The organism is Hymenobacter ruricola (assembly GCF_015694525.1).
Lineage (GTDB): Bacteria > Bacteroidota > Bacteroidia > Cytophagales > Hymenobacteraceae > Hymenobacter > Hymenobacter ruricola.
Window position 1 is genome coordinate 253,491 of record NZ_JADQDM010000007.1, and the last position, 21,637, is coordinate 275,127.

At 53.8% G+C, this 21,637-nt stretch carries 21 protein-coding genes; 4 read left to right on the top strand and 17 right to left on the bottom strand.

Going from position 1 to position 21,637, the window contains the following annotated elements; translation table 11 throughout:
- Nucleotides 1-60: 60 nt before the first annotated feature.
- The 13 genes from I2H31_RS15425 to I2H31_RS15485 all read right to left on the bottom strand — a co-directional run bounded on the left by I2H31_RS15425 (nucleotide 61) and on the right by I2H31_RS15485 (nucleotide 14,381).
- The gene (locus I2H31_RS15425; RefSeq protein ID WP_196293933.1) at nucleotides 61-678 is read right to left on the bottom strand and encodes an alpha-ketoglutarate-dependent dioxygenase AlkB; all 618 of its coding nucleotides are present in this window, start codon (nucleotides 676-678) and stop codon (nucleotides 61-63) included.
- On the bottom strand, nucleotides 650-2,188 hold the full coding sequence (locus tag I2H31_RS15430; RefSeq protein ID WP_196293934.1) for a class I SAM-dependent methyltransferase: 1,539 nt from the start codon (nucleotides 2,186-2,188) through the stop codon (nucleotides 650-652). The genes I2H31_RS15425 and I2H31_RS15430 overlap by 29 nt, the downstream gene beginning before the upstream one ends.
- Nucleotides 2,189-2,200: 12 nt before the next feature.
- Nucleotides 2,201-4,336: a hypothetical protein gene (locus I2H31_RS15435; RefSeq protein WP_196293935.1), complete on the bottom strand. Its 2,136-nt coding sequence runs from the start codon at nucleotides 4,334-4,336 to the stop codon at nucleotides 2,201-2,203.
- 20 nt (nucleotides 4,337-4,356) lie between these two features.
- Nucleotides 4,357-5,496 carry an AAA family ATPase gene (locus I2H31_RS15440; protein WP_196293936.1) on the bottom strand — a complete coding sequence of 380 codons (1,140 nt, stop codon included), beginning with the start codon at nucleotides 5,494-5,496 and terminating at the stop codon, nucleotides 4,357-4,359.
- Nucleotides 5,497-5,535: 39 nt separating this feature from the next.
- Complete coding sequence (locus tag I2H31_RS15445; RefSeq protein WP_196293937.1) at nucleotides 5,536-6,882, bottom strand: DNA double-strand break repair nuclease NurA; 1,347 nt, start codon at nucleotides 6,880-6,882, stop codon at nucleotides 5,536-5,538.
- Nucleotides 6,882-8,996 carry an ATP-binding protein gene (locus tag I2H31_RS15450; RefSeq protein ID WP_196293938.1) on the bottom strand — a complete coding sequence of 705 codons (2,115 nt, stop codon included), beginning with the start codon at nucleotides 8,994-8,996 and terminating at the stop codon, nucleotides 6,882-6,884. Before I2H31_RS15450 ends, I2H31_RS15445 begins: the two co-directional genes overlap by 1 nt.
- Before the next feature lie 23 nt (nucleotides 8,997-9,019).
- Entirely contained in the window at nucleotides 9,020-9,994 is a 975-nt protein-coding gene (locus tag I2H31_RS15455; RefSeq protein ID WP_196293939.1) for a DNA-methyltransferase, read from the bottom strand.
- A 202-nt stretch (nucleotides 9,995-10,196) separates the two neighbouring features.
- A complete protein-coding gene (locus tag I2H31_RS15460) occupies nucleotides 10,197-10,835 on the bottom strand; it encodes a hypothetical protein (RefSeq protein ID WP_196293940.1) in 639 nt (212 codons plus the stop codon).
- 119 nt (nucleotides 10,836-10,954) lie between these two features.
- Nucleotides 10,955-12,346 (bottom strand): replicative DNA helicase, encoded by a 1,392-nt coding sequence (gene dnaB / locus I2H31_RS15465; RefSeq protein WP_196293941.1) that lies wholly within the window; start codon nucleotides 12,344-12,346, stop codon nucleotides 10,955-10,957.
- Between the two features lie 15 nt (nucleotides 12,347-12,361).
- Nucleotides 12,362-13,177 (bottom strand): hypothetical protein, encoded by an 816-nt coding sequence (locus tag I2H31_RS15470; protein WP_196293942.1) that lies wholly within the window; start codon nucleotides 13,175-13,177, stop codon nucleotides 12,362-12,364.
- Complete coding sequence (locus I2H31_RS15475; protein ID WP_196293943.1) at nucleotides 13,174-13,773, bottom strand: hypothetical protein; 600 nt, start codon at nucleotides 13,771-13,773, stop codon at nucleotides 13,174-13,176. The genes I2H31_RS15470 and I2H31_RS15475 overlap by 4 nt, the downstream gene beginning before the upstream one ends.
- A gap of 11 nt (nucleotides 13,774-13,784) precedes the next feature.
- Nucleotides 13,785-14,126 carry a helix-turn-helix domain-containing protein gene (locus I2H31_RS15480; RefSeq protein WP_196293944.1) on the bottom strand — a complete coding sequence of 114 codons (342 nt, stop codon included), beginning with the start codon at nucleotides 14,124-14,126 and terminating at the stop codon, nucleotides 13,785-13,787.
- 3 nt (nucleotides 14,127-14,129) lie between these two features.
- Entirely contained in the window at nucleotides 14,130-14,381 is a 252-nt protein-coding gene (locus I2H31_RS15485) for a hypothetical protein (RefSeq protein WP_196293945.1), read from the bottom strand.
- 98 nt (nucleotides 14,382-14,479) lie between these two features.
- Here I2H31_RS15485 and I2H31_RS15490 point away from each other — a divergent pair, with 98 nt between their 5' ends.
- Together I2H31_RS15490 and I2H31_RS15495 are read left to right on the top strand one after the other, a co-directional pair.
- Nucleotides 14,480-15,379 carry a S24 family peptidase gene (locus tag I2H31_RS15490; protein WP_196293946.1) on the top strand — a complete coding sequence of 300 codons (900 nt, stop codon included), beginning with the start codon at nucleotides 14,480-14,482 and terminating at the stop codon, nucleotides 15,377-15,379.
- 320 nt (nucleotides 15,380-15,699) lie between these two features.
- Nucleotides 15,700-17,049 carry a site-specific integrase gene (locus tag I2H31_RS15495; protein ID WP_196293947.1) on the top strand — a complete coding sequence of 450 codons (1,350 nt, stop codon included), beginning with the start codon at nucleotides 15,700-15,702 and terminating at the stop codon, nucleotides 17,047-17,049.
- Between the two features lie 80 nt (nucleotides 17,050-17,129).
- On the opposite strand, the gene I2H31_RS15500 is transcribed toward I2H31_RS15495, so the two are convergent.
- Nucleotides 17,130-17,351, bottom strand: coding sequence for a hypothetical protein (locus I2H31_RS15500; protein ID WP_196293948.1), 222 nt, complete (start codon nucleotides 17,349-17,351; stop codon nucleotides 17,130-17,132).
- 244 nt (nucleotides 17,352-17,595) lie between these two features.
- On the opposite strand from I2H31_RS15500, the gene I2H31_RS15505 reads away from it, so the two are divergent.
- Together I2H31_RS15505 and I2H31_RS15510 are read left to right on the top strand one after the other, a co-directional pair.
- Nucleotides 17,596-18,342, top strand: coding sequence for a hypothetical protein (locus I2H31_RS15505; RefSeq protein ID WP_196293949.1), 747 nt, complete (start codon nucleotides 17,596-17,598; stop codon nucleotides 18,340-18,342).
- A gap of 74 nt (nucleotides 18,343-18,416) precedes the next feature.
- Nucleotides 18,417-18,761, top strand: a complete 345-nt coding sequence (locus I2H31_RS15510) for a hypothetical protein (protein WP_196293950.1) — start codon at nucleotides 18,417-18,419, stop codon at nucleotides 18,759-18,761.
- A 6-nt stretch (nucleotides 18,762-18,767) separates the two neighbouring features.
- Here the strand turns inward: I2H31_RS15510 and I2H31_RS15515 are convergent.
- From I2H31_RS15515 to I2H31_RS15525, 3 genes are all read right to left on the bottom strand, one after another.
- A protein-coding gene (locus I2H31_RS15515) for an IS5 family transposase (RefSeq protein WP_230687827.1) occupies nucleotides 18,768-19,522 on the bottom strand; the annotation gives its coding sequence in 2 pieces (ribosomal slippage) (nucleotides 18,768-19,192 and nucleotides 19,192-19,522; 756 coding nt in all).
- 8 nt (nucleotides 19,523-19,530) lie between these two features.
- Entirely contained in the window at nucleotides 19,531-20,001 is a 471-nt protein-coding gene (locus I2H31_RS15520) for a hypothetical protein (RefSeq protein ID WP_196293951.1), read from the bottom strand.
- Between the two features lie 13 nt (nucleotides 20,002-20,014).
- Nucleotides 20,015-21,619: an ATP-binding protein gene (locus I2H31_RS15525; RefSeq protein ID WP_196293952.1), complete on the bottom strand. Its 1,605-nt coding sequence runs from the start codon at nucleotides 21,617-21,619 to the stop codon at nucleotides 20,015-20,017.
- Nucleotides 21,620-21,637: the final 18 nt, after the last annotated feature.

Sequence of the window (21,637 nt, forward strand, 5' to 3'; positions counted from 1 at the left end):
AGAGCTAACCAATGTACTAAATACGCAGATTATCAACCCACTATAAACATTGTTTTTATATCAAGTTAAGCGAACTTTGCGGAATGTTAATGAAACCCGCCGTTGGCGTGCTACACGTTGTCCCTTGATAATATCTGCTTTAACTGGGCGAATTCCATGTCGCCATTTAAAACGTGCTTCTCCTTGTAGGATAAGTGTACTACCTGGCATGAGTACTTGGTCAAATGTTTGAGTTGAGTCGTCAGCACGAGACAGGTTCATTATGCAAGCAGAACCTAGACTGATGGAAACGACTGTATCATCAAAACATGGTGTACAGTCAATATGGGGGGCAATACCTTGACCTGGCTCATACTCGTTAACAATAACCTGGTCTGGAGGAGCATCAGTAAAATATCCAGCTGCATAGAACTGCTGGGCGTAGTATTCACACCAAGAAGGCAAGGGACCAAGGTACTGTGACCTATCAACACGCCTGCTTTTGTAATCGTAGCGGTAGCCGTAATGTTGGACACGGCGCTTGAGGTCGTCCTGCCAAGGTGACTCATCAATGCACGTAAGGAGTCGGGCCTGAAGACGAGAATCTACATAATCGGACAGATACTGAAGACCTGGGATTGGCTCTGCAGAGTTGAGCGTTAAAACACACTCAGTCGGGTTGAAAAGCGAGAAGTTCATAGGCTACTTCTTCAGGGGTTGGCTCATATACGCTTGCTGGGTTGTTCTTATAACGCACCTCACGTACTGACTGTACTATACTTCGTGTGAATCGAACCTGTTCTTTCCATTGCACATATTTCTGATTTCGGTCAGCACGGTTAGGATTCTGAAAGACAAAGTACATTTTCGACTCTGGGCACAAACCACGCAGCTGATTGATAAACAAAGCCAGCTCAGAGACGTTCAATGACTCACTGGCAAAAAGGTAGGAAGCGTTGAAGATAATCGGGTTGGTGACCTGTACAAAGCCATCAATTATCGGAACTAAGGCGTCAGCCCAAGCCTCGTAGTAGGCGAACTGGCTATTCGGAGCAAATAAGCCACTACGTTCAAACTCCTGGGCCTTTTCAATCATCGCTGGGGCTATATCAATACCCACATAGTTTACGGTTAGCAGATGACCATGTCTTTCTTGGTATAAGTCGGCGAGGGCCAAACCGGAAGTCATCGGTCCACAGCCAAGGTCAACAAAAACGGGACGTGCATCTTTATTCGTCAGCATATCAGGCAGCGAATCAATAATCTGCCCGAACACATAGCGAGTAGTGAAAAAATGTTTGCGCAGATTATAAAAGCAGTATAAAAGCACACGGTCAACAGGCTGAGCAACCGGCCTAACGGTAAGGCATGCCTCACGAAAATCGGCCCGACCGTAGTTCAGAATTCGTTCACGGATATCTGCGTGTGAGTACCCTAAACGGTAATCATTTCCACGGGTACGAGGGTCTGTATCGACTGGAATTGTAATATACTGGCGGAATATTCGCTGTATCGCCTCTGTTGGAAATAATACGGGCGTTGGTACATCATCTGGCTCGATAACAATAGTTAAAGAGCCAGATGCTTTGCCTATGAGCAATGACTCAATGGCTGGATGTGCTAGAAAAGGGTAACTATGAGTATTACTAGGACGTGAAAACAGTTCAGTAAAGGCAATTTCCTCAGTAAGAAAGTTATACTTCCTTAATTGGCTACGCCCTTCTTTCAGGAATTTGTAAGCGACCTGAACAACGGATGAGCTATAATCTTCATCTTCTTCGTACTGAGCCTGGAGTAGCAAGTCCATGACCAATGGGAAGATGGTCGCATAGCCACTACGAATATCGAGCAATCCGTGAATAAGTTCTTGGGCACGAAAGCGCAAGCTAACAGATGCGTTCGGCGGTAGAATTGCTCTAATAGGCGTTATCAAGGCAAAACTACCCGCTCGCTCAAATGTAGTAGCGAATAGAATCAGGGCTTGAGTAACCTCCGCAGGAAACTGCTCTGTACTTTCTAACTCCTCAAATGCAGGACACAGCTTGAAGGCGAAGAAACATTGAGAGATTTCCAGTAATCCTACTGGATTCTCTACATCTACTGCAAACAAGGCTTTTGTTAATTCCTGACCATAATTATCTAAGACAGAATCTAACTTATCAGGGGTGGTACAAGCTTGAAAAAGCGGGACGAAATCAACTAGTTTCATGACTTAGTGTTTCTACCGCGCTTTTCTAGATTGTATCAGCAGTCGTAACGCTTCTTGCTCTGCAGGAGTAAAACCAGACAAAAGCTGTTGCTCAAAGTGCGCAGGAGAAAACCAACGTGTCATTTTAAGAATAATTTCCTCAAGAACTGCTGGGCTCGTTGCACTATTTGTCTGTTGATACTGATTGTCAATTATTTCCGCATCACGGAATCGAGATACAGAAGGCTTCTGGTCACGGATTGTTTTCGAAGGCTGATTATAAGTTGTATTTGCTCTTACAGTTGATTTTCCTAAGCGAAATGCACGCTGCGGAAAAACTACTTGGTCTGAAACATTCGTTTCGCTTGGTCGCAGATACGCTAGCGCATCATTGATTGGTTGGCCCTCAACGCAATATCGAAAAACAGATTCGATAATTATACGGTCAGAGGTTAGGGCTATATCAAAGCGCAAGCGATGTAACGGCTGGGCTGCTTTATCTAATTCAGGCGACTCAATTTTTAAGTTTGGGTCTTGGCGAGTGAATTGAGCATAGCCGTAGTATAGCCCTAGTACTGCTAAAAGCTGGTCAAGCAGCATAGGAGCATTGAATAGACCGCGGTTTGTATACTGAGCAAGATTGATTAAAACAGCCTGTTTATCCTCAGAGCTACGGGCACGCCCTGGCTTATTGCATAGTAAAACTAACGCTGTGAATGGCAATGGCGGTATGTCGCGTTTGATACCGTCGCTACTGGCTATTGCAGTCAATGCCTTTGAAAAATTGCCTTGCCCTTGCTGCAAGTAACCCAATTGCTCTTGCGCAACCTTTAATTGGGGAAGGTCACGAGGAATTTCAGACTGTTGCCGACACTGAGACTCTACTTGTTGCAATAGCCGAATGCCCCATTCATAAGAAGCCGTTTCATCTTGGTAAATAGCTTGCACAATAGCAGCAAATAGCTTTTGTCCTGCTGAAGTTGCTTTTTGTGGGCCCCTCCGCAGGAGCGTGTTCATCACCCAAGCATTACCTTCTTCGGCAGCAATGGCTGCATTAATCTCATGCAATCCAATAAGCAGTTCGGCTGGAAAGTCTTGTACAGATTGTTCAGTATTCGCCCGTAATAAAGGGGCGTGTTTAAGATAACCGAACATTCCAAGCTGACGGTCAAATTGCCGTAGCTGATGTGATACAATTGGGTCTAAATCAGAAGAATCTGATGGACCAAAAAATTCAACTTTTACACTTGGGATGTCTTCCCCTATGACACCAACCAAGGATTTGGGGAAGAAATAATTTTTAAACTGCTCCGCATTCACACGAAATTCGTCAATAGCATCAGTCGAAATAAATAGTACCCTCCTAATTCTAGAGACAGGTATAATTTCGCCAAAACGATAGACAGAACCAACAGTTTGTAGATGCTCTATTTCGTTTGGCCGTAGTAAAAGCTCTACAAGCGCTTCTTTCTCAGAGAAGTCAGTCAAGTGCCCGGTGAGTAGTGGTAAATAGCTGCGATGTTGAGTCAGGAAATCAACGGGCCTAACGGATATATATTCTTGGTCTGGTTCTAAATCAAGCGGGTATATCGCACCACGGCTCAAATAAGTTCCTAAATTAACCGCTTGCATCTGCAAATAGAATGGACCAGTATATACTGGTGGCGCATCATTTGGATTTTCTTGTTTATCCAAGGCAAAATTGCCAGTGATATAATCCAAAAGTCCACCCGAAGTCAGCGTATCATCACGTTCCGCAAGCCCATGGTCTTCTGGGTCTACGGTAGATGGACTTGACAAATCACGATGCTCGCTTGCAGAAACAGTAACTTCACTTGGTTCGCTTGAAACTGTATCGGCAGTTGGCATCAGTGGAGGTATCTCCTTCTCTTGTTCATATGCTTTTATTTCATCAGAATCATCATCTGTAAGTATTGTAGGCAACTTTTCCTCATCTACAGTAGACAAGGGGAATAATTCAGCTGATTTCTCAGACACTCGATTAAATTTATCAATCTCGTGTTTTTTGATTCGTGATTGTAAAGTTGAATTAGACAGTTGTCTCCCCCTCTTATCAAAAGCATCAATATTGCGCTCTTGGCACAAAGCAATTAACTCTGGCTGTAAGGGATTTGGGCCCGAAAATGGTGCGTATGATGAATCAGGCATGGCGGGAATTACTAAAGAATTTAAAGAGGCCGATAAACTTGGTGAACGTAAGTTTCTGGACGAAATCCCTTCATCCATAACGGCTTATCAGGTGTAGAATATAATAAAAAAAGCTTTTGAGTAGCACGAGTACAAGCAACATAATAATGTTGAGGTGTTTCAATTTTTGGTTTACTCATTGCATACTGCATACTAGGCATTATGACAACTTGAAACTCTAACCCCTTAATATACTTGTAAGTAGTTACCACAAAGTTCTGCATTTTCTCAGCTTCTTGGTCACGTTGATAAACGCTCATATCACTGTGGAATTTGCTTATATATAGGTCTGGTCTATCTTGAGCTAAGCGGTCACGAATGCGGCGATGCCAGATATCTACTTCATGTGGATAGTAAAACAAAACAGCAACATTGACAAATTCATTATCAAGCATTAAGTCAATAATGCGTTCAAGAGTATTTTCATCATTGATTGTTTGAATTACTATTGGCCGCTGGTCAGCTCCACCTTTACCTTTTGGCATATGTTCAAGCAGAACCGTTGAACGAGCATCTGGCGGCATGAACTGTCTCGCGAAATCATAAGTCTCAAAAAAATTACGATAATTAAATTGGAGCGGAATTGGCATCAGGTCAAGATGAGCTTCCAAAATTTCGCCTATTACTTCGCTCCTCGTTCCTTTTTCATAGAACATTTGGCCACTGTCCGCACCAACAGCTATCCTTGAAGCAATTGTGGGTAATGCTTCAAATATTGTTTTTGGCAAGTCTTGGCCTTCGTCTACAAGAATCTCATCAACTTTCAACCCTGATTTTTTCATAAGGGCTTCCATTTCAGCTTTAGTATGGGCTTCGGAATTGATTTCAAATGTGTGATAAAGCCAACCATAGATAGTATGAATATGGTCTTTCAGTATTGGGTCGGCGATGCTGATGAGACTATATCGCAGTAAATGTTGATACGTTAGTAAGCGTACTGTCTTTTCTTTAAGCAACTGGCGTGTAGCGCGCATCAATGTTACTGTGGTTTTACCACTACCTGGGGGGCCAGTAACTAGCATATGGCGAGGGCCATTATATTTAATAGCACTGAGCATATTTAATCCACCTGGGGATTTAAGTATGTCTTCTTCAGTTATTGTATTGAATTTAAATGGCATACAAGACAGATAGAATTATGATGCGGATTTGAACAACTATTATTTTGTGGCTCTTGCTTGGGCAAATTTTTGTAAAATACCAGCACTAGGACGGTTTGAAAGCGAAACTAGTTTGTTGGCCAGCGCAATCGGCATGATGGCATTATCATACATATCACAGCGCAGTTTGGCTACGTTGGTGAGAAGAATCTGAAGGTCTTTGATTGAGCTAGCTACTGGCTTGATGGCCAAGGCAGGTACAGGTACAGTCACTACATAAACTGCTTCTTCCGGCGTCTTGAATATTAGTTTCTGGCCATAGTACGAAGTGTATGCGTAGGGCTGAGTGTTGTTTGCTTTGCCAGGGGTGACGTACTTATAGATGTAGTCATTGTCCAACAGCAATACTTGGCCTGGTTTCAATAAGCCCGAAATCTCCTTGGCATGTTCGACAAACGCGCCGCTTTTTTCAAGTCCTACCAAGAACAAGGAATGGTGTTGCGTCTGCACGAACGAAACCAAATCAAGCATTGGCTTGTGCATATTTGCTGTCTGACCGAAGAATCCGAGTGGACCGTCTTTGAAAAAGAATATCTCTTTAAGTAGCGATGGACTATTGGTGAGGATAATGCGGATAAAATGCACTAGAACCAGTTGTTCAACTGCTGTGGTGACGTATCCCATTATCTGGCCAGCCCCAAGCTCATCATCAATAGCTTCGTGCAATCGTAATACATCAATAAGTAGCAACTCCTCCCCACAAAGTGGACAAGGCATTGCAAACGTGGTGGGGTGAAGTTGGGAAGCGACCAAGTCAACACGCTCCTGGCAATGTGGACACTGAGATAGAGTGTAAGTGGAATGCTGCTGAGCAACTGGCATGTATTGCCGAAACACGAACCAATGGAGCGTGTCAAGCATAGTCTTTGCGTCGCCTTCGCGGGGCGCCGCGAAGAAGAGTTGTAATGTGCGGCGAATAGAGTGTGTAATACTAGTCTCAGCAGCTAATACATAGTTTCGCAAGGGCAAGACCAATTTCAAACGTTCCATTTGACGGAGCCGCGCCATATCATCGGGGTCGATGAATGGCGTTGTCTTCAAAGTATATAAGTCGTCGCGCCGGAAGTAGAGCGCACCGAATTGAAAGAAACAAAGGGCAGCCGATGGGTGCCCTGGCTCAACAACGATTTCTTGATACCCGCCGTCGAAAGCCATGAAGCTTTTGACTGGATTCTCTAAGCACTCATGGTAGTCCACCAGGGTATGCTGGGACATATCAATGTCGCCAGGCTTGACACGAGGTGCAACTTTGTTTAGGTAATCCTTGACAGTTTCGTCTTGTATTACATGACGATGGGAGGTCTTAGAAGCACCTTCCATTGGGCGGCGGCCGGCAGAATAACTCATTAGACAGCTGGAGTCTGGTTATCGTCGACAGATGGGGGCGTATCAGAGGTCTCATCTGGCTGCAAAGCAGTTGCGGATGCTTCGGCTTTTTTGCCAAACAGTTTTACCTGTACTGGTACCACGAAAGGATTGGAATAGGTTTTCATTCGTACGAAGCCTTGGTCGCTACTGGCGCTGAACCGGACAAGTCCCTCAGTGAAATCACCGAAATCGTAATATTTACGCAGCTCGCGGGTTTCATCCTCGTTGTTGAGGTGTGCAATGAACCAATTTTGGGTGTTTTTAAGGATATTTGAGCTAATCGATGACACTTCTTGGGTAGCGTATGTCATTCCAAGATTAAGCTTCGCTCCTTCCTTGGCAAGGCGGTTGTAAATCTGCGCTAGGTCTTTGTCGTCCTTTTTTGGAAACAGGTTATGTGCTTCTTCGAAATAGAACTGAATGAAGTTGTTGGGCTCGTTGCTAGTGAAGCGGTCCATGGCATCATCGAAGATGCGACGGCAAAGTCGTTCAGAGTATAAACGTTGTGTTACTTCGTCACCCTGCGAAAGGTCCACAATCACGATTTTACCACTACGTAGCGCATTTAGAACATCTTGCTCAAAGGGCTGCCCACTGGCAGCCGTGTGTAATCTACTCAGTGGGCGAAGCTGAATAAACCCATCATTGTCAACTGCCTTACCAGGACGCTTCTTCTTCGTAAGCATTGTCAGCAGAGCTTTCAGGTCTTCATCGGCCCACTCCTGACCTTCGTCGTTCAGATACTTTTTTAAATATTCGTTTTTTTCATAATTATCCCATACCCATTCGAACCATTGGCATGCTTCTTCGGCGCCGATTCCGTCTTTTGGGTCGAAAGCGTGATTAAGTTTTTCGTGCCCAACAAACTTAATTTTCCCACCAGTGGGAAAGGTAAAACCTGCTCGGAATAAGCAACACCGATAAGCTGCAACCTTGCGGTCATAACGGGTTTTAGCAGAAAAATACAATCCTTTATCTCCGTTATTTACAGGCGGTGTAAAGTCTACAGCCCGAAAGCTATCAATATAGTTACCCTGAGTTCGTAAATGTTCACGAATAAGTCCAAACCCTGCCTCTACTTCTCTGTAGAAATTGACTTTCATCACCTTGAAGCTCGGCCCTTTCTCAATAGTGCTATAACGAACCGTCAAGTCTTTAAAAATCTCGAAAACAGCAGTCCCTTGGTCCTGCAGGTTGGGGTTGGCATATTCACCGTTGATGTCAAAAATTATCTGGCCAACTGGATACTTCGGTTTTCCTAGTGTGAAAGGGTCAGCATCAGAGTAATCTCCATCACCAGTTGTGCCGGCGGCGAGGCGTGCTGGCAGTATGGATGTAGCTAAGCCACTCATGCCCACAGCTGCATCAACCATAACTTTTACCGTGTTCGATTTGCCAGTCCGCGTCATGCCAAACATGGCAGTTCGTTTTCCCAAAAAGTCTTTTGGGGTCACGTAAACAGGCACATTGAGGGCTGCTTCTTGGAAACGTCTAGTTGAGCTGTAGCGGACGTGGCCTAACTCAATATCGGTTGCGGCTCCGGTAATCTCGCCCTTGCGAAAATTGACAATCTTCTCCAATACTTTCGCATTGGGCTTGATGACTTTATAGTGGTGGGCACTCATGAAATTTTCAACGTCAGCACCAAAGCAGGTTTCTGCTTTTTGGTCAGCGTAGAATGTTCCGAGAACACGGCACTCAATACCAGAAAACGAAAATTCGTAGCGAGTAAACTCGTCTACATTAACCTTGCGGCCCTCAGAGGAAAGCCCTTCTTTATAGAACTCTACCATCGAGGCCACCACATCTGAATCGGTAGGAAGCGAAGTAGGGCCAAGGACACGCAATAAGATGGCTTCGCGAACGTCAGTTTCATTGGCGTTAGCATAGTAGGCCAGAAGGAACGAGCCCTGGGGCAGACCACCGGCTTTCATTTTCCAAGCATCGGCTACCAGCAACCGGGCTTTATCATAGTCAATGTAAAATGGGTTGCCGACAAAAACGCCTGTTTTTGGCATTTGAGTAGTTTGGTCTTGCTCGAATAAATCGATGTTGGCCAATTTGGCAATGATAGAAGTAAACCCTGTGGTCATGTGGAAAATGGAAGGAGGTAGAATTATTTAGTGGTTGTTTTTTTTGCAGAAGCAAGGGTATCTTCAAATCGCAGTTTCGCTTGTTGGGCGTAGCTTTCTTGGATTTCAATACCTATCCAACGGCGACCCAACCGCTCGGCGACGGAACCGGTGGTACAACTGCCCGCGAAGGGGTCTAGTATTAAATCACCGGGCTCAGTTAAAAGCTCGGTATAGAATGACACTAGCCCTTCTGGCATCCGGGCTGGATGTGGTATAATCCCTTCGCGGCGGCATGCCTGAGAGAAGGCATCGGATGAGCGGGTGTTAGCAATGCGAAATGCATTGGGTAAGCGGGGCTCATCACCGGGATGAATAGGTTCTACTTCAAACAGATTTTGGGCAATAGACCCGCCGTGGTCAGTCAGAAAGCTGGTTTCGCTTAGAACATGCTCTGATGGACGTTTACCAGCGTTGTAGGACTGGCGTTTTAACAGCCGCTCCATACTGGCGCTGTAGGGACGCAGGGCGCGGCGGTTATCAGCCTTGGGATTGTCGGATTTAGCAAGCCACCAAACGTGAGTGTAAGAATCCGTCATGCGGACCCGGTTGATAGTAACCCACTGTGCGGGGGATGGTAAGCGAGCGGGGTTGTAGCAGACTGATTCTTGGCAGAGGCGTAGGCCAGCATCAGGGTGCTCGGCAAAATCGAGTAGACACCGCAGGGGTAGCAGCGACTGAACTGGCCGCTCAGATTCCCAAGCATTTCCTATTTCAATGACAATAGAGCCGTCTGGAGCTAATAGGTCAGCGAATACGGGAGCCAAGCTAACAAACCAATCTTTGTATGTATCGCCGTTTTTGTTGCCGTAACTCTTCTTCTGATTTAGTGGAAAAGGCGGTGAAGTCATTATAAGATTCACTTTGCCCTTTAACTTTTTGCCTACACTGCCACGTAGCAAGCTTTCGGATTCGCTGAGATATAGCTTTCCGAGTTTAGTGTTAAAAAAAGACTTCATTTTTGGTAGGATAAGGAGCCTTTCAGGCGGTGATGGATGAACGGCGAACCAAAGTAATACATCTGCCTTGTCTGGCAGCTGTCACCGCTCGCATTCCTTTACAAACTATCTATTAAACAATGTTTTACCTTTTGATGCAGTCTGAACCTCTCGCAGTTCATTGCCTTAGCAGAAACTGACCTCATCACAGATATCAGCATTTTCAGGTTGTCTCCAGCTTGGGGCTATTAGCTTCGAACACGGCATGGGAAAAGCCGGCGGGGGTGACTGAACGCAGGTTGGCACGGTTCTTTGAATCGGGCAGGTTGTGCATTTTAGAGCCTAGGATGGGCACCACGGCCTTGGGTTCGGGCAACCGAAAGCCGCCGCCGGTCCAAAAGCAGGTGCGCTTGGTGTAGGCTTCGCTGAGCTGGCACTCGGGAGGCAGGTAGCCGGCGTAGTCGCAGGGGTCAAAACGAAAATCCGGGGGCCGCCAATAAGTGCTGACGGTGCTCACCGGGTTCTCGATGAAGTAGGGGCACTGGCACCAGGCGGCGAGGCGGGCGGACCATTCGAACAGCTGCAGGGCTTTGATGACACTGCTCAGGCCCTTGCGGCGGAAGTGGGCGCGGCCGGAAATGGCAGTATCGGTGCAGGGCGGAAAGAAGGCGGCGAAGGCCACAGGGCCGTATGGCGGCAGCCACTCGCGCACGTCGATGCCGACGCGGATGATGTTGCCCTCGCGGGTTTCGCCGGGCGGGTGCTGCAGGTCGACGCAGTAACAGAGGTAACCAGCGTCGGCCCACGGCTGCACGAGCGTAGTGGTGAGGTCGAAGCAACTGATGACGATGGGGGCAGGCATGACAGATGACGGGAATAGTTATCGGAATCACTTCCTAAAATCACGTAGTAAATTATTGACTCAGCGTGTGTTGAATTCCGGAACTGGTATCGGAATTTTTACTGCCTTCGCAGGTACATTTAGAAGCCAACGGGTATTGCCGTCAGGTCCTGAAAAGTACCGCGGCGGAGGTTGCAGGCGGCTACGACCTCGTCGGTAGCGCCATTGCGATGCTTGGCCACGTCGAATAGAACCGTGTCAGCGGTGGCGGTGCCATCTTCATATTCGGCGATGTTGTAGTATTCACCGCGCCAGAGGAAAACGATGCAGTCAGCGTCCTGCTCCAGGCTGCCGGACTCGCGTAGGTCGCTCAGCAGCGGGCGCTTCTCCCCTCCCCTTTTCTCCACGTCGCGGCTGAGCTGGCTGAGGGCGATGACGGGGGCGTTTAGTTCCTTGGCCAGCTCTTTGAGGCCTCGGCTAATGCTACCGACTTCCTGCTCGCGGTTGCCTTTGGTGTCGCCGCGCATGAATTGGATGTAGTCGACCAATACTAAACGCAGCGGGTGCTGGGCGTGTAGGCGGGTGCATTTGGCGCGCAGCTGCTGGATGGTGAGACCGGGCGTGTCGTCGAGGTGCAAGGTGTGGCCATGGGTGCGCAGGCGCTGGGCCTGCTGGCGAATGTGGGCCACTTGCTCGAGGCCGCCGGGCAGGTTGCCCCGGCGGAGGTCGGAGTTGGAGTAGCCGGGGACTTCGCTGGCCACTAGGCGCTGCATGAGCTGCAGGATGGGCATTTCGAGACTAAATATGGCGGTGTGCTGGCCGTGGTCGAGGGCAGCGGTGCGGGCGAAGTGCAGCATGGCCGCCGTTTTGCCCATCGCGGGGCGGGCGGCCAGGATGATGAGGTCGGAGGGCTGCCAGCCGCCGGTGAGGCCGTCGAGCTGGGCCAGGCCGGTGGGGACGCCGGTGAGCCCGTGTTGGCCCACGGCCTGGGCGAGGTGGGCGAAAGTGGCTTCCTCGGCGGCGGCGGCGGTCTGGCCGGGGCGGGTTTCGAGGCTGCGGTGCAGGGTGGTGAGGTGGGTTTGGGCGTCGGCCAGCAGCTGCAGGGGGTCGCGGGTATCGTCATAGCCGTAGGCGGCCATTTCGGTGCCGGCCTTGATAATGACGCGGCGAGCGTGCTGTTCCTGCAGGGCGCGACAGTGGGTTTCGAGGTGGGCGGCGGAATTGATTTTGTTGGTGAGGCCGGCCACAAAGGCCGGACCGCCGGTGCGGGCCAGCGTGCCGCGGTGGCGCAGCTGTTGGGTGACGGTGAGGATGTCGGCATGGTCGCCAACCTGCACCAAATCGCGGATGGCCAGGTAAATCTGCTGGTGGGCGGTGCAGTAGAAAATCTCCTCGTTAGTAAGGGTGGCCAGCATCGTGCGCTGGGCGTCGGCTTCGAGCAGTGCCGCGCCGAGTACGGCGGCTTCGAGGTCGAGCACCTGCGGAGGGAGTTGAATTTGGCGGGGAGCGGAGGTATTGGGACGTGGGTTCATGAGGATTGGAATTGGTTAGCTCCAGCGGGTGGGGTCGGTGGGTTTGGGGGCGGTGCGGGCCCGGCTCGGGGCCGGGGACTGGCCGGCGGCCTGGAACTGGGCGCGGCGGCGCATCCAGTTGCGGAAGGCGGCGCGCCAGTTGGCCATGGGGGTTTTGCCGCTCACGCGCCAGCCATTGCTTTCGTAGTGGTCGCAGAAGGCGGCGGCTTCGGTTTGGGCGTCGGCGCTGTTGGGGTGCTGCTCGGCGGCGTAAGCCTGCACTTCAGCCAGCGTGGGGAGCGGGGCCCCTTTCTTCGGGACATTGGCCGGCTTGGCAGCTGACTTTTTCGAGGAGCGGGCGGGCACGGCGGCGTTAGCCGCTCCCCTCTCTTCTTTTGAAGATGTAATTGAAGTTGAAGATGAAAATGAAGGGGTTGAATTTTGCTTAACCCCGGTGGTTGGAATTTGCTTGGGGGGTTGGTTGGCACTTTGGTTAAGCAAAAGCGGATTTCCACCCTTTTTGCCAGCGGCGGTGCGGACCTGACGCAGGTTTTCGTCTTTCACCATGCGTCGGCAGTAAAGCGCGCCATCAGACTCGCGGCGGCTGGCTACGCCGTAGTCGAGCAGGGTGGTTAGGATTTGGTTGGCACTTTGGTTATCCAAACCCAGGCGGCGGGCGATGACGGCGTCGGGCATGGGCTGGCCGTTGACGAGGAGCACGCCGCGCTCGTCGCTGTCATGCATCATCAACAGCAGTTCGAACCAGGCCCCGCGCTGCGCGAGGTCGAGGGCCTGGACGCCCTGGTCCTTGTGCCAGTCGCCGGGGTAGAATTGGATAGCCGGGAGCTTCATGCCTGCGGGGACGTGGATACCAAAAGGACATTAGTATCCCCGGCCTGCTCGAACAGGTCGAGCTGGCGGTACTCAGTGCATTTGCCGCGTAGGGCGGCTTCGACTTCGACCAAGGCTTCGGCTAATTCGGTTTCGAGCAGGGGCGCGTACGGGTAGGCAACGTCGGTTTCACCGGCGAAGCTGACGTAGGGGCTGGTCAGGTTGAGCACCTTATTGCCCGTCAGGGTGCGCTGGCCCACGAGCGTAACGCCGCCCTGCCCTTTCCCCATGGAGAAGCCGGTGACGGTGAAGGGCTCGAAGCGGGCAGGTAACTCTTCGGCAACATCGGGCCAGAAGTCGGGCGTTTCGGTCAACTGCTCGGTGAGCAGGCACAGGTGCGGCACCAGGCGGCTGAGGACGTGGGCCAGGTCGGGGTGGATTTGCTCGGCGCAGGTGAGGGCGAAGGCGCGGGGCGGGGCGTCCTGGGTGCGCTGTTCGGTGAATTCGCAGGCCAGGTGCTGGTCCTTGACTCTGGCCTTCTGGATGGTGATGATAGAGGCCGTAACCTCGTGGTCGTCGGGGCGCGTGGGGCCGACGAGGGGAAGTAGCTGGGACATGAGGGCAGGAATTAAGCGGCGGCTTTCAAGGCCGGTGATGCCGTGGGCTCGGGGCCGTCGAGCGGCCGGCGGTTGTAGCGGGACAGGTAGCGGTCGAGCTCCGACTGGCGGAAGCCCCACTCCTTTTCGTTGAGGCGCAGTCCGGCCAGCCGGCCAGCGCGGCGGGCGTTGCGGACGCCCTCGGGTTTGAGGCGCATGTAGTGGGCCGCCTCACGCACGGTATGGATGCGGTCGGGCGGGGGTGGCGGAGCTGAGGCGGGGCAGGCGGCGTCGGCCTCGGTGGCTTTGAGGCGCTGCACGTCGGCCAGCAGCTGCCGCCACTCCTGTTCGGGGACTAGCAGGACTACTTGCATGACTTAGGCAGGGGTTTGAATGGCGTTGGCAAGAGTTTCGAGGTCGGCACGGCGCTTTTTTTCAGCTTCCAGCTCCTCAAAAAAGGCCTCGGCCACATCCATGTTGAAGTAGCGTCCGGAAACGACATTGTACACCTGCTGGCGGGTAAACACCTTACCCTTAGCCTCTAAATTGGCAATGATGCGGGCGGTGTAGTTGCTGCGCTTACCAAACAGGTGGCGCTGTTCTGAAATTTTCTTTGCTATGTGTTCCATTTTGTTTGCCGATTGTTTAACTTTGTTTCCGAGGCATGGCAATTTTACGCCAACAAGTTTGAACTACCAAATAAGTTTTAACATCCAAGTAAAACAAAATGGAACAGGAAAAGCAGATTGGCGACCGGTTATCCGCTATAATTGAGCACTATGGCGACTCTGTTTACGGGGCGGCAAAGAAACTTGGACATGACCGACCAACGAAACTTTACAACTTTATTGGACATAAGTTCAAACCCGGCTTCGACACGCTGGTGGAAGTGCTGGAAAACTATCCGGAAGTGAACCCTGGCTGGCTGCTGCTGGGGAAGGGCGAAATGCTGGAGATTCCCACCGATGCCAAACCGACGCCCGCGAAAGCTAAATCAGCCGCTGAGGCGGCAGTAGGGCAACGCTATGGGGGATTGCACTCTCCGGCGGTCGTTACGCTGGACATGGCCGGCCAAGAAGGCATTATGCTGGTACCAACGCCGGCGCAGGCGGGCTACCAACTGTCGCGGGACAAGCCGCAGGTACTGACTGAGATGGGCCTGGACCTGCTGGCCCTGCCGCAGTTTTCGGGCAAGTCGCACCGGGCCTTTGAGGTGGAAGGCTCCAGCATGGAGCCGACCCTATGGACCAGCGACGTGGTGATTGCACGGTGCGTGGACGACTGGCGATTCGTGAAGCCGCGCCACGTTTACGTGGTGGTGACCGACGACACGCTGATGGTGAAGCGCATTCCCAAACCGATTCAGAACGGCGACCAGGAAGTGGAGCTGCTGTCGGACAATTCATACTTCTCGCCCTATGTTATTCCCCGTGACTCCATCTGGGAAATCTGGGAAGTGCGAGGCATTCTGACCACCCGGGTACCGGCCAACAAGGAAGAAGCTTTCGAGCGGGTGGCGGGCCTACTAGAAGTAATGGCCCGGGACTCCTCCGACATGCGCGGCCGGTTGATGGAAATGATGGACCGGATAATAACGCGGCCGGAGGAGCAGTTGAAGCTGCGGTAGCTTCTCACCTGCCGCTGGCTGGAAAAGGCAGTTCAGGTGGTTATGCGCCCTGCTACGCCACCTGTCTTTTAAGGCCCAAAGTTTATAATTGCGTTACTCGAAGTCAATCAATAGGTTAGCGTTTCGTTTTTGAGGCTGGACGCTACCCCGGCTCCGGGTACATTACATTGCTACGGGAACCCCCGAAAAGCCGTCTCTCACGTCGTGAAGGCACTTTTCGGGGGTTCTTGCGTTTCGGTCTGCTACGCGAGATACACCAACTTACTACTGGAAAAACGCCACTAAGCGCGCCACTGTATTCGCCACTAATCGCCACTGCCATGACCATTACGTTTGAACGGCGTACTGACCAGCCCGACGCCGCGGGCCGCTGCCTTGTTTATGTACGGGCTGCTTTTGACGGACAACGCTTGCGCATGAGCACCGGGGAACGGTGCACCGCCTCCGAGTGGAACGAGGATAAAGGCAAGTTCCGGAAATCTTTTGCCGGTTTTCAGGAAGCCAATGACCGGCTGGATGCGCTGGGCGCCGACATTACGAAGGCCAACCGGGAGCTGCGCACTGCGGGCAAGGTGGTTACTCCTGCCCTACTGAAGGAAGCGCTCAAGCCTAAAGTGGCTGAGGCGGACCTACCACCGGCGCCGCTGATGGCGGACCTATTCGGGGAATACATTGAGGTGCTGCGGGCGCGGGGCTTCCGGTTTCACACCCTGAAGGGCTACAAAACGGCGCACAACACGCTACTCGAATTTGGAGAAACGCTGCCCGAGCGGCTGACGACTGCCAACTATGACGCGGGAATGCACGACGCCTTGCAGGGGCACCTGCGCGATGTGCGCGGGTCGGCCCAGAATACGGTGGCCGGGGTAGTGAAACAGCTCAAGCCTTTCCTGGCGTGGGCGCGGGACGACCGGGGGCAGAAGCTGGCGGTGGAACCGGCCAAGCTGAAAGTGGAATGGGAAGACGTGGAAAAGGTATGGCTGACGGCGGCCGAGCTCGGGCAGTTGGAGAAGGCCTTGCTGCCGGCCAGCCTGGTGGCCGTGCGGGATGCCTTTTTGTTCTGCTGCTACACGGGGCTGCGGTATTCGGACCTGGCGGCGCTGCACGAAGGCAACGTGAAGGAATGGGACGGCGGGCGCGTTCTGCGGCTGACGCAGACCAAGACGCGCACGGGCGTGAGCATCTATCTGACGCCACCGGCGGCCGCGCTACTGGATAAGTACGCCGGGACGCGGGAGAAGCTGTTGCCCTCGACGGCCAACCAAGTGATGAACCGTTACTTGAAGCGCATCAGCCGGCTGGCAGGCGTGGAAGCCCTGGTAGAAGTGGTGGAAACCATTGGCGGGCGGGTGATGAAGCGGCCGCTGCCGAAGTGGGAGCTGGTGACGATGCACACGGCCCGGCACACGTTTGCCACGCAGAGCCTGCTGCGCGGGATGCCCGTGGAAGTGCTGCAGAAGGTGCTGGGGCACTCTAAGATTCAAACCACCATGATTTACGCCAAGGTGGTGGAAGACCTGCAGCACCAGACCATGCGCCGGATTTGGGAAGGGGCTGGCACCGGACCGACGGATAAGTCGGCGGTGCGCTCGGAAGAAGTGTGCGCAGTGGTGCCGGAAGCGGAGCAAGGCGGTGGCCTGAAAGTGAGCCGAAGCAACGCGGCGGCGTAGGCCACCGGCATACAGCGTGTAGGCTTTCTCTATACTCCGTCCATGCTTGAACCATGGGCGGAGGTGGGGAAAGTTATGCGCTATGCCGGGCGTTGGCGGGGTAGTGCTGGGGCGCTGTTTAGTGCGGCGTTGACTTCGGCTTCCGGCAAGCCGGTAAACTGGCAAAACTCGGCCACGGAGACGTAGGCCCGGGCGGGCTTGTGCAGCGCGGTGCGAATGCGTTGGAGCAGCCGCTTGCCGGTGCCGTACTGAGTGCCGGTGAGCTGGGCCGCGTCCTTCGGATAGATGCAAACCTGGGGCATAATGGGGGCAATTGGGGCCAATGGGGCTAAAGGAAATACAACGGCTGAAATCGGGCCGTAGGTTCGGGGCCTGAACAGTAAATTAACTTGCAAGAGGCGCACATAAGCGGTGGTATATCAGCCCGTTGCGACGCCTCACTTCATGACTAAATAAGCGGCGCTACTGGGTGGGCCGTCCCTGGTAGCAGCGCCGAGTAAGCGCAATCGGCCGAAGCTCTTTTCTCACCTTTTTTCTGTAATTCTTATGGCTTCTCAAACAGGTATTTTGGGACTTCAGGGCACCGTGGGTGGCCTGGTGTTCCGCAAAGACGGCTCGGTGAGCCAGAAACCGGCCTCCAACAAAGCGGCTTTCGCCGGCTCGGCCAGCATGGCCCGTACCCGCGAAAACGCGGCCGAATTTGGCCTGGCTGCCAAGTACAGCAAGCTGCTGCGCGACTCGCTGCGGGTGGCCATTGCCTCGGCCAGCGATAGCCGCGTGACCTCGCGCCTGACGCAGAAGATGCGCGCCATCATCGGGCTCGACGACACCAATGACCGGGGCCAGCGCGTGTTCGACGCCTCGAACTTGGCCCCGCTGCTCGGCTTCAACTTCAACGCGGGAGCCGGCATCAGCCAAACCATGTACTTCCAGTATGAGGTGGCTGGCAATGGGTCGAACGTGACGATGAGCATTCCGGCGTTGAACCCGGCAAGCGACATTGCGGCTCCGCAGGGTGCTACCCACTTTGAAGTGGTGTTTGCGGTGTCGGACTTGGACATGGAGGCGCTGACTTACACTAACGGCGTGGTGGCCGCGCCGTTGGGCATCCTGCCCCTGACCAGCGCGCCGCTGGTGAATCAGGCGGTGGTGGCCACCTTCCCGGCCGCGCCGGTGGACGCGCACCTAGTGGTGGGCGTGGTGGGCATCAACTTCTATCAGCAAATCAATGGCAAGTTCTACCCGCTGAACAACAACAGCACGAACCCGTTGGCCATTGAGTACGTGGCCTAAGCCACTGCTGCATGACGCAACGGCCAGCCATTACCGGCTGGCCGTTTTTTCTTTCCTCACTCCTCTCCTTTTCCATGGCACTCACTGGCTATCAGCTGCAATACAAGCGGCGCATGAAGAAAGCTCTGGCCGCGCGGGCCAAAGCCGACCGGCAGGCCCGTTTTCTGGTGGCGCGACTGGTAACGGTACTGGCGCAAGGCGAAACGGCGGCTGACCACATCGGGCGCATCAATACGCTCTACGGCACTGCCATGAGCCTGCGCACGGACCTCATCGACGGCTACCGGCTGGCCGGAACAGCAGCGGCATTAAACCTGGTGGCTTCTGCCAGCCTGGGCGGCGCTCCGGCGGCGGTGTTTGTCAATCTGCCGGCCAATTCGGGTGGGGTCATGCTGGCCCCTGATGCCGACCTGGACTAGGAATTGTTAACAGTCACGCAGCCAGAGAACGGTTGCTGCCAAGTGAACGAAGGCTAAAAAATGGGCATCCGACTTGTCATAGCGCGTGGCCACGCGGCGAAACGGCTTGAGACGGCTGAACAGGCGTTCGACGGGGTGGCGTTGGGCGTAGCGGGCCGCATCGTAGGCCCGCGGGTGGCGGCGCTTGCGCCGGGGCGGACTCACGGCTTGGGCGCCGCGAGCGGCCAGGGCGGCCACCAGCGGGTCGGAATCGTAGCCGCGGTCGGCCACCAGGTACGCCGGGGCCAGTCCTTCGAGCAGCGGCAGCGCCTGCGGCGCGTCGTGGCGCTGGCCGGCCGTGAGGCGGCAGCGGCGCAACCGCCCGCGGGCATCGGCGGCCACGTGCAGCTTGGTGGTCAGCCCGCCGCGGCTGCGTCCGAGGGCTTGCGGGCCGTTTTTTTGCGCGCCCCGCTTGCGTGCTGGTGCGCCCGCGCGGTGGTCGAATCGACCAGCAGCGTGTGCAGGGCGGCCTCGTCCTGCACGGCCTCGAAGACGCGTTGCCACACGCCCGAAGCCGCCCAGCGCTGGAAGCGCGTGTACGTCGTGTGCCAATTGCCCCGCTCTTTCGGCAGGGCCCGCCACCGGGCCCCGTTGCGCGCCAGCCAGAGCACGGCTTCCACAAATTGGCGGTTGTCGCGCCCGCGCCCGCCGCTCGTGCCTTCCCGGCCCGGCAGCAACGGTGCCAGACGCGCCCATTGGGCATCGGTTAGCATCAGTTCCATACTCGAAATTAACAACCACTGTTAACACCTCCTAGTTTAAGCATCATGCTATCAAACCAGCCGATGGTGCAGCTATACCCCATGGCCCACCGAAAGCCCGTTTGTTCTAACAGGCTCAATAACTCATTTTCCTTTGAAGAGAATACATCGCAGGCACTGACAATAAGACCTTCTACGCGTTTCAGGCTATCTTTTCTGTCAAGGAGTAGCCGACGGAAAACGTCCTGGCGAATGTCGCCCACCCGCCCGCGACTGCCGTGCGAGCCAATGTAAATTACCTGCCGCGCTTCCCGGGCTTGCAGCAAGTCATCCAGCGCGGCCCGCAGGCTGGATGCGTCGTAAAAGGTGGCGTAATAGACGGCTACGGTGGGATGAATCTTCTCCAAACCTTCGAAGAAAGGACGCGCAGTCAGGCGGCGGCTGCCCTTGGTTGGCTCTTCCCAAGGGCTTTCAAGCACCAAAAATGCTAAATCGGACATAGCCAGCGCATTGCTAAATCAAGTGCGTGACTTTGATTTTCTTGTACTTCTTGCCCATGCCCAGGGCGGCGGCCGTGGCATTCTTAATGAGTAGCTCGCCCTTACTCAAATCGGAAATAGCCTGCTTGATTTCGTTGAATTCGCTGCCGGATGCTACCCCGAACAAGTCTTTTACAATCTTGTCATTGATGGTCTGCTGCTTCATTAGCAGCGGGTATTGGGCATTGGCGTAGAAGTCGAAATACTCGCTCTTAAAGCTCTCCATGTTCTGGGTGGCCAGAATGATGCTCAATCCTTTGTTACGACCTACGGCAATGAGATTGCGCAGGGGGCGGTTGTCGAAGTCGAGCATATAGTGGGCCTCATCAATGATAGTGAAGTGGCGAAGCTCGACTACTCCCCCACTCACGCGCTGCTTGGGTAGTTCCTCGTAGAGGTTATTGAGCTTGGAAATGGTGAAGTATACAATGGCCTTGGCCACGGCCCCGTCTTTCGGAAAGCCGTCCATCTTGACGATGAAGCTGCGGTGGATGAGGTCGACGTCGTCGATATCGCGGAAAAGCTTGCTGCGGATGAGCTGCTGGAGAATGGAGCGCACCGAATCGATTTTGGCGGCATCTTTGGGCGGCAGCTGGGCGGCGTAGTATTTCTCGATGAGGGGAAATGAGATGGGTAGCCCGGCCGTGTGCTTGTAGGCGGTGATGACGGCCTGGGTGAGGTTGTTGGCCATGTTGGCGCTGATGCTGGCGCGGTCCAGGGCCTTAAAGGCTTCACTTAGCTCGGTAGCGTAGAGGTTGATGGCATTCTGGGGTTTGCCCTCGAAGTTTTTGAAGGGCGAGAAGGGCAACGGGTGCTGCACGGGGTCGAGCAGGCATTCATCGGTTACCTCGAACTGGTCGAGCCAGGCGGCATTGGCGGGGTCGGAGAATTCGCCTTTGTAATCGAACAGCAGAAAGTTGATGGGAAAAGCCGTTTCGACGGTGGCCCCGCGCAGCTGCTGGAGCAATACCGCCAACAGGTTGCTCTTGCCCGAGCCGGTGCTGCCGGCAATCAGAATCTGGGTATTCGTAACATCGGTGCTGTTCAGGGCCAGCGTGGCCGGCATGTCGCCCTCGTAGGAGCCAACGTGCAGGTTCACGGCGGGCACCTGGCCAGCAGCATCGGCGCGCAGGCCGGTGGCAGTATTCAGCAGCCAGGCATCCAGGTGGCTGGGTTGGCTCAGGTATTCAAGGCCGCACAGCATTTCGTAGTTGATGAGGCGGTCGCGCACGGCGGGAGTTTCCCAATCAGTCGCGGCGGGGTAACGCAGCTTCAGCAGGGCCGAAAACAGCGCCTGGTGGTCGCCCCGGGAAAAAACCGTGTCGTGAAACAGACCGGGCAGGCGCGGCAGGTTCACCGCGTCGAGACTGCGGGGGCCGGGCTGGCTCAGGCTGGCCATCAGGGCCAGGCGCTGCACCAGGTTCAGCGTGACGACCACGGGCTTGGCATCGCCCCGGTAATCAGGCAGGTTCAGGCGCTCTTCCAGTTGGGTGCGCAGGGCGGCGGTGGCCGTGCTCACTTCTTCGGCCTGCCGAATGGCCTGAAAGCGAATGGGCGCGGAGGTAACGGGTTGCGTCATCGGGATAGCAGAAAAAGG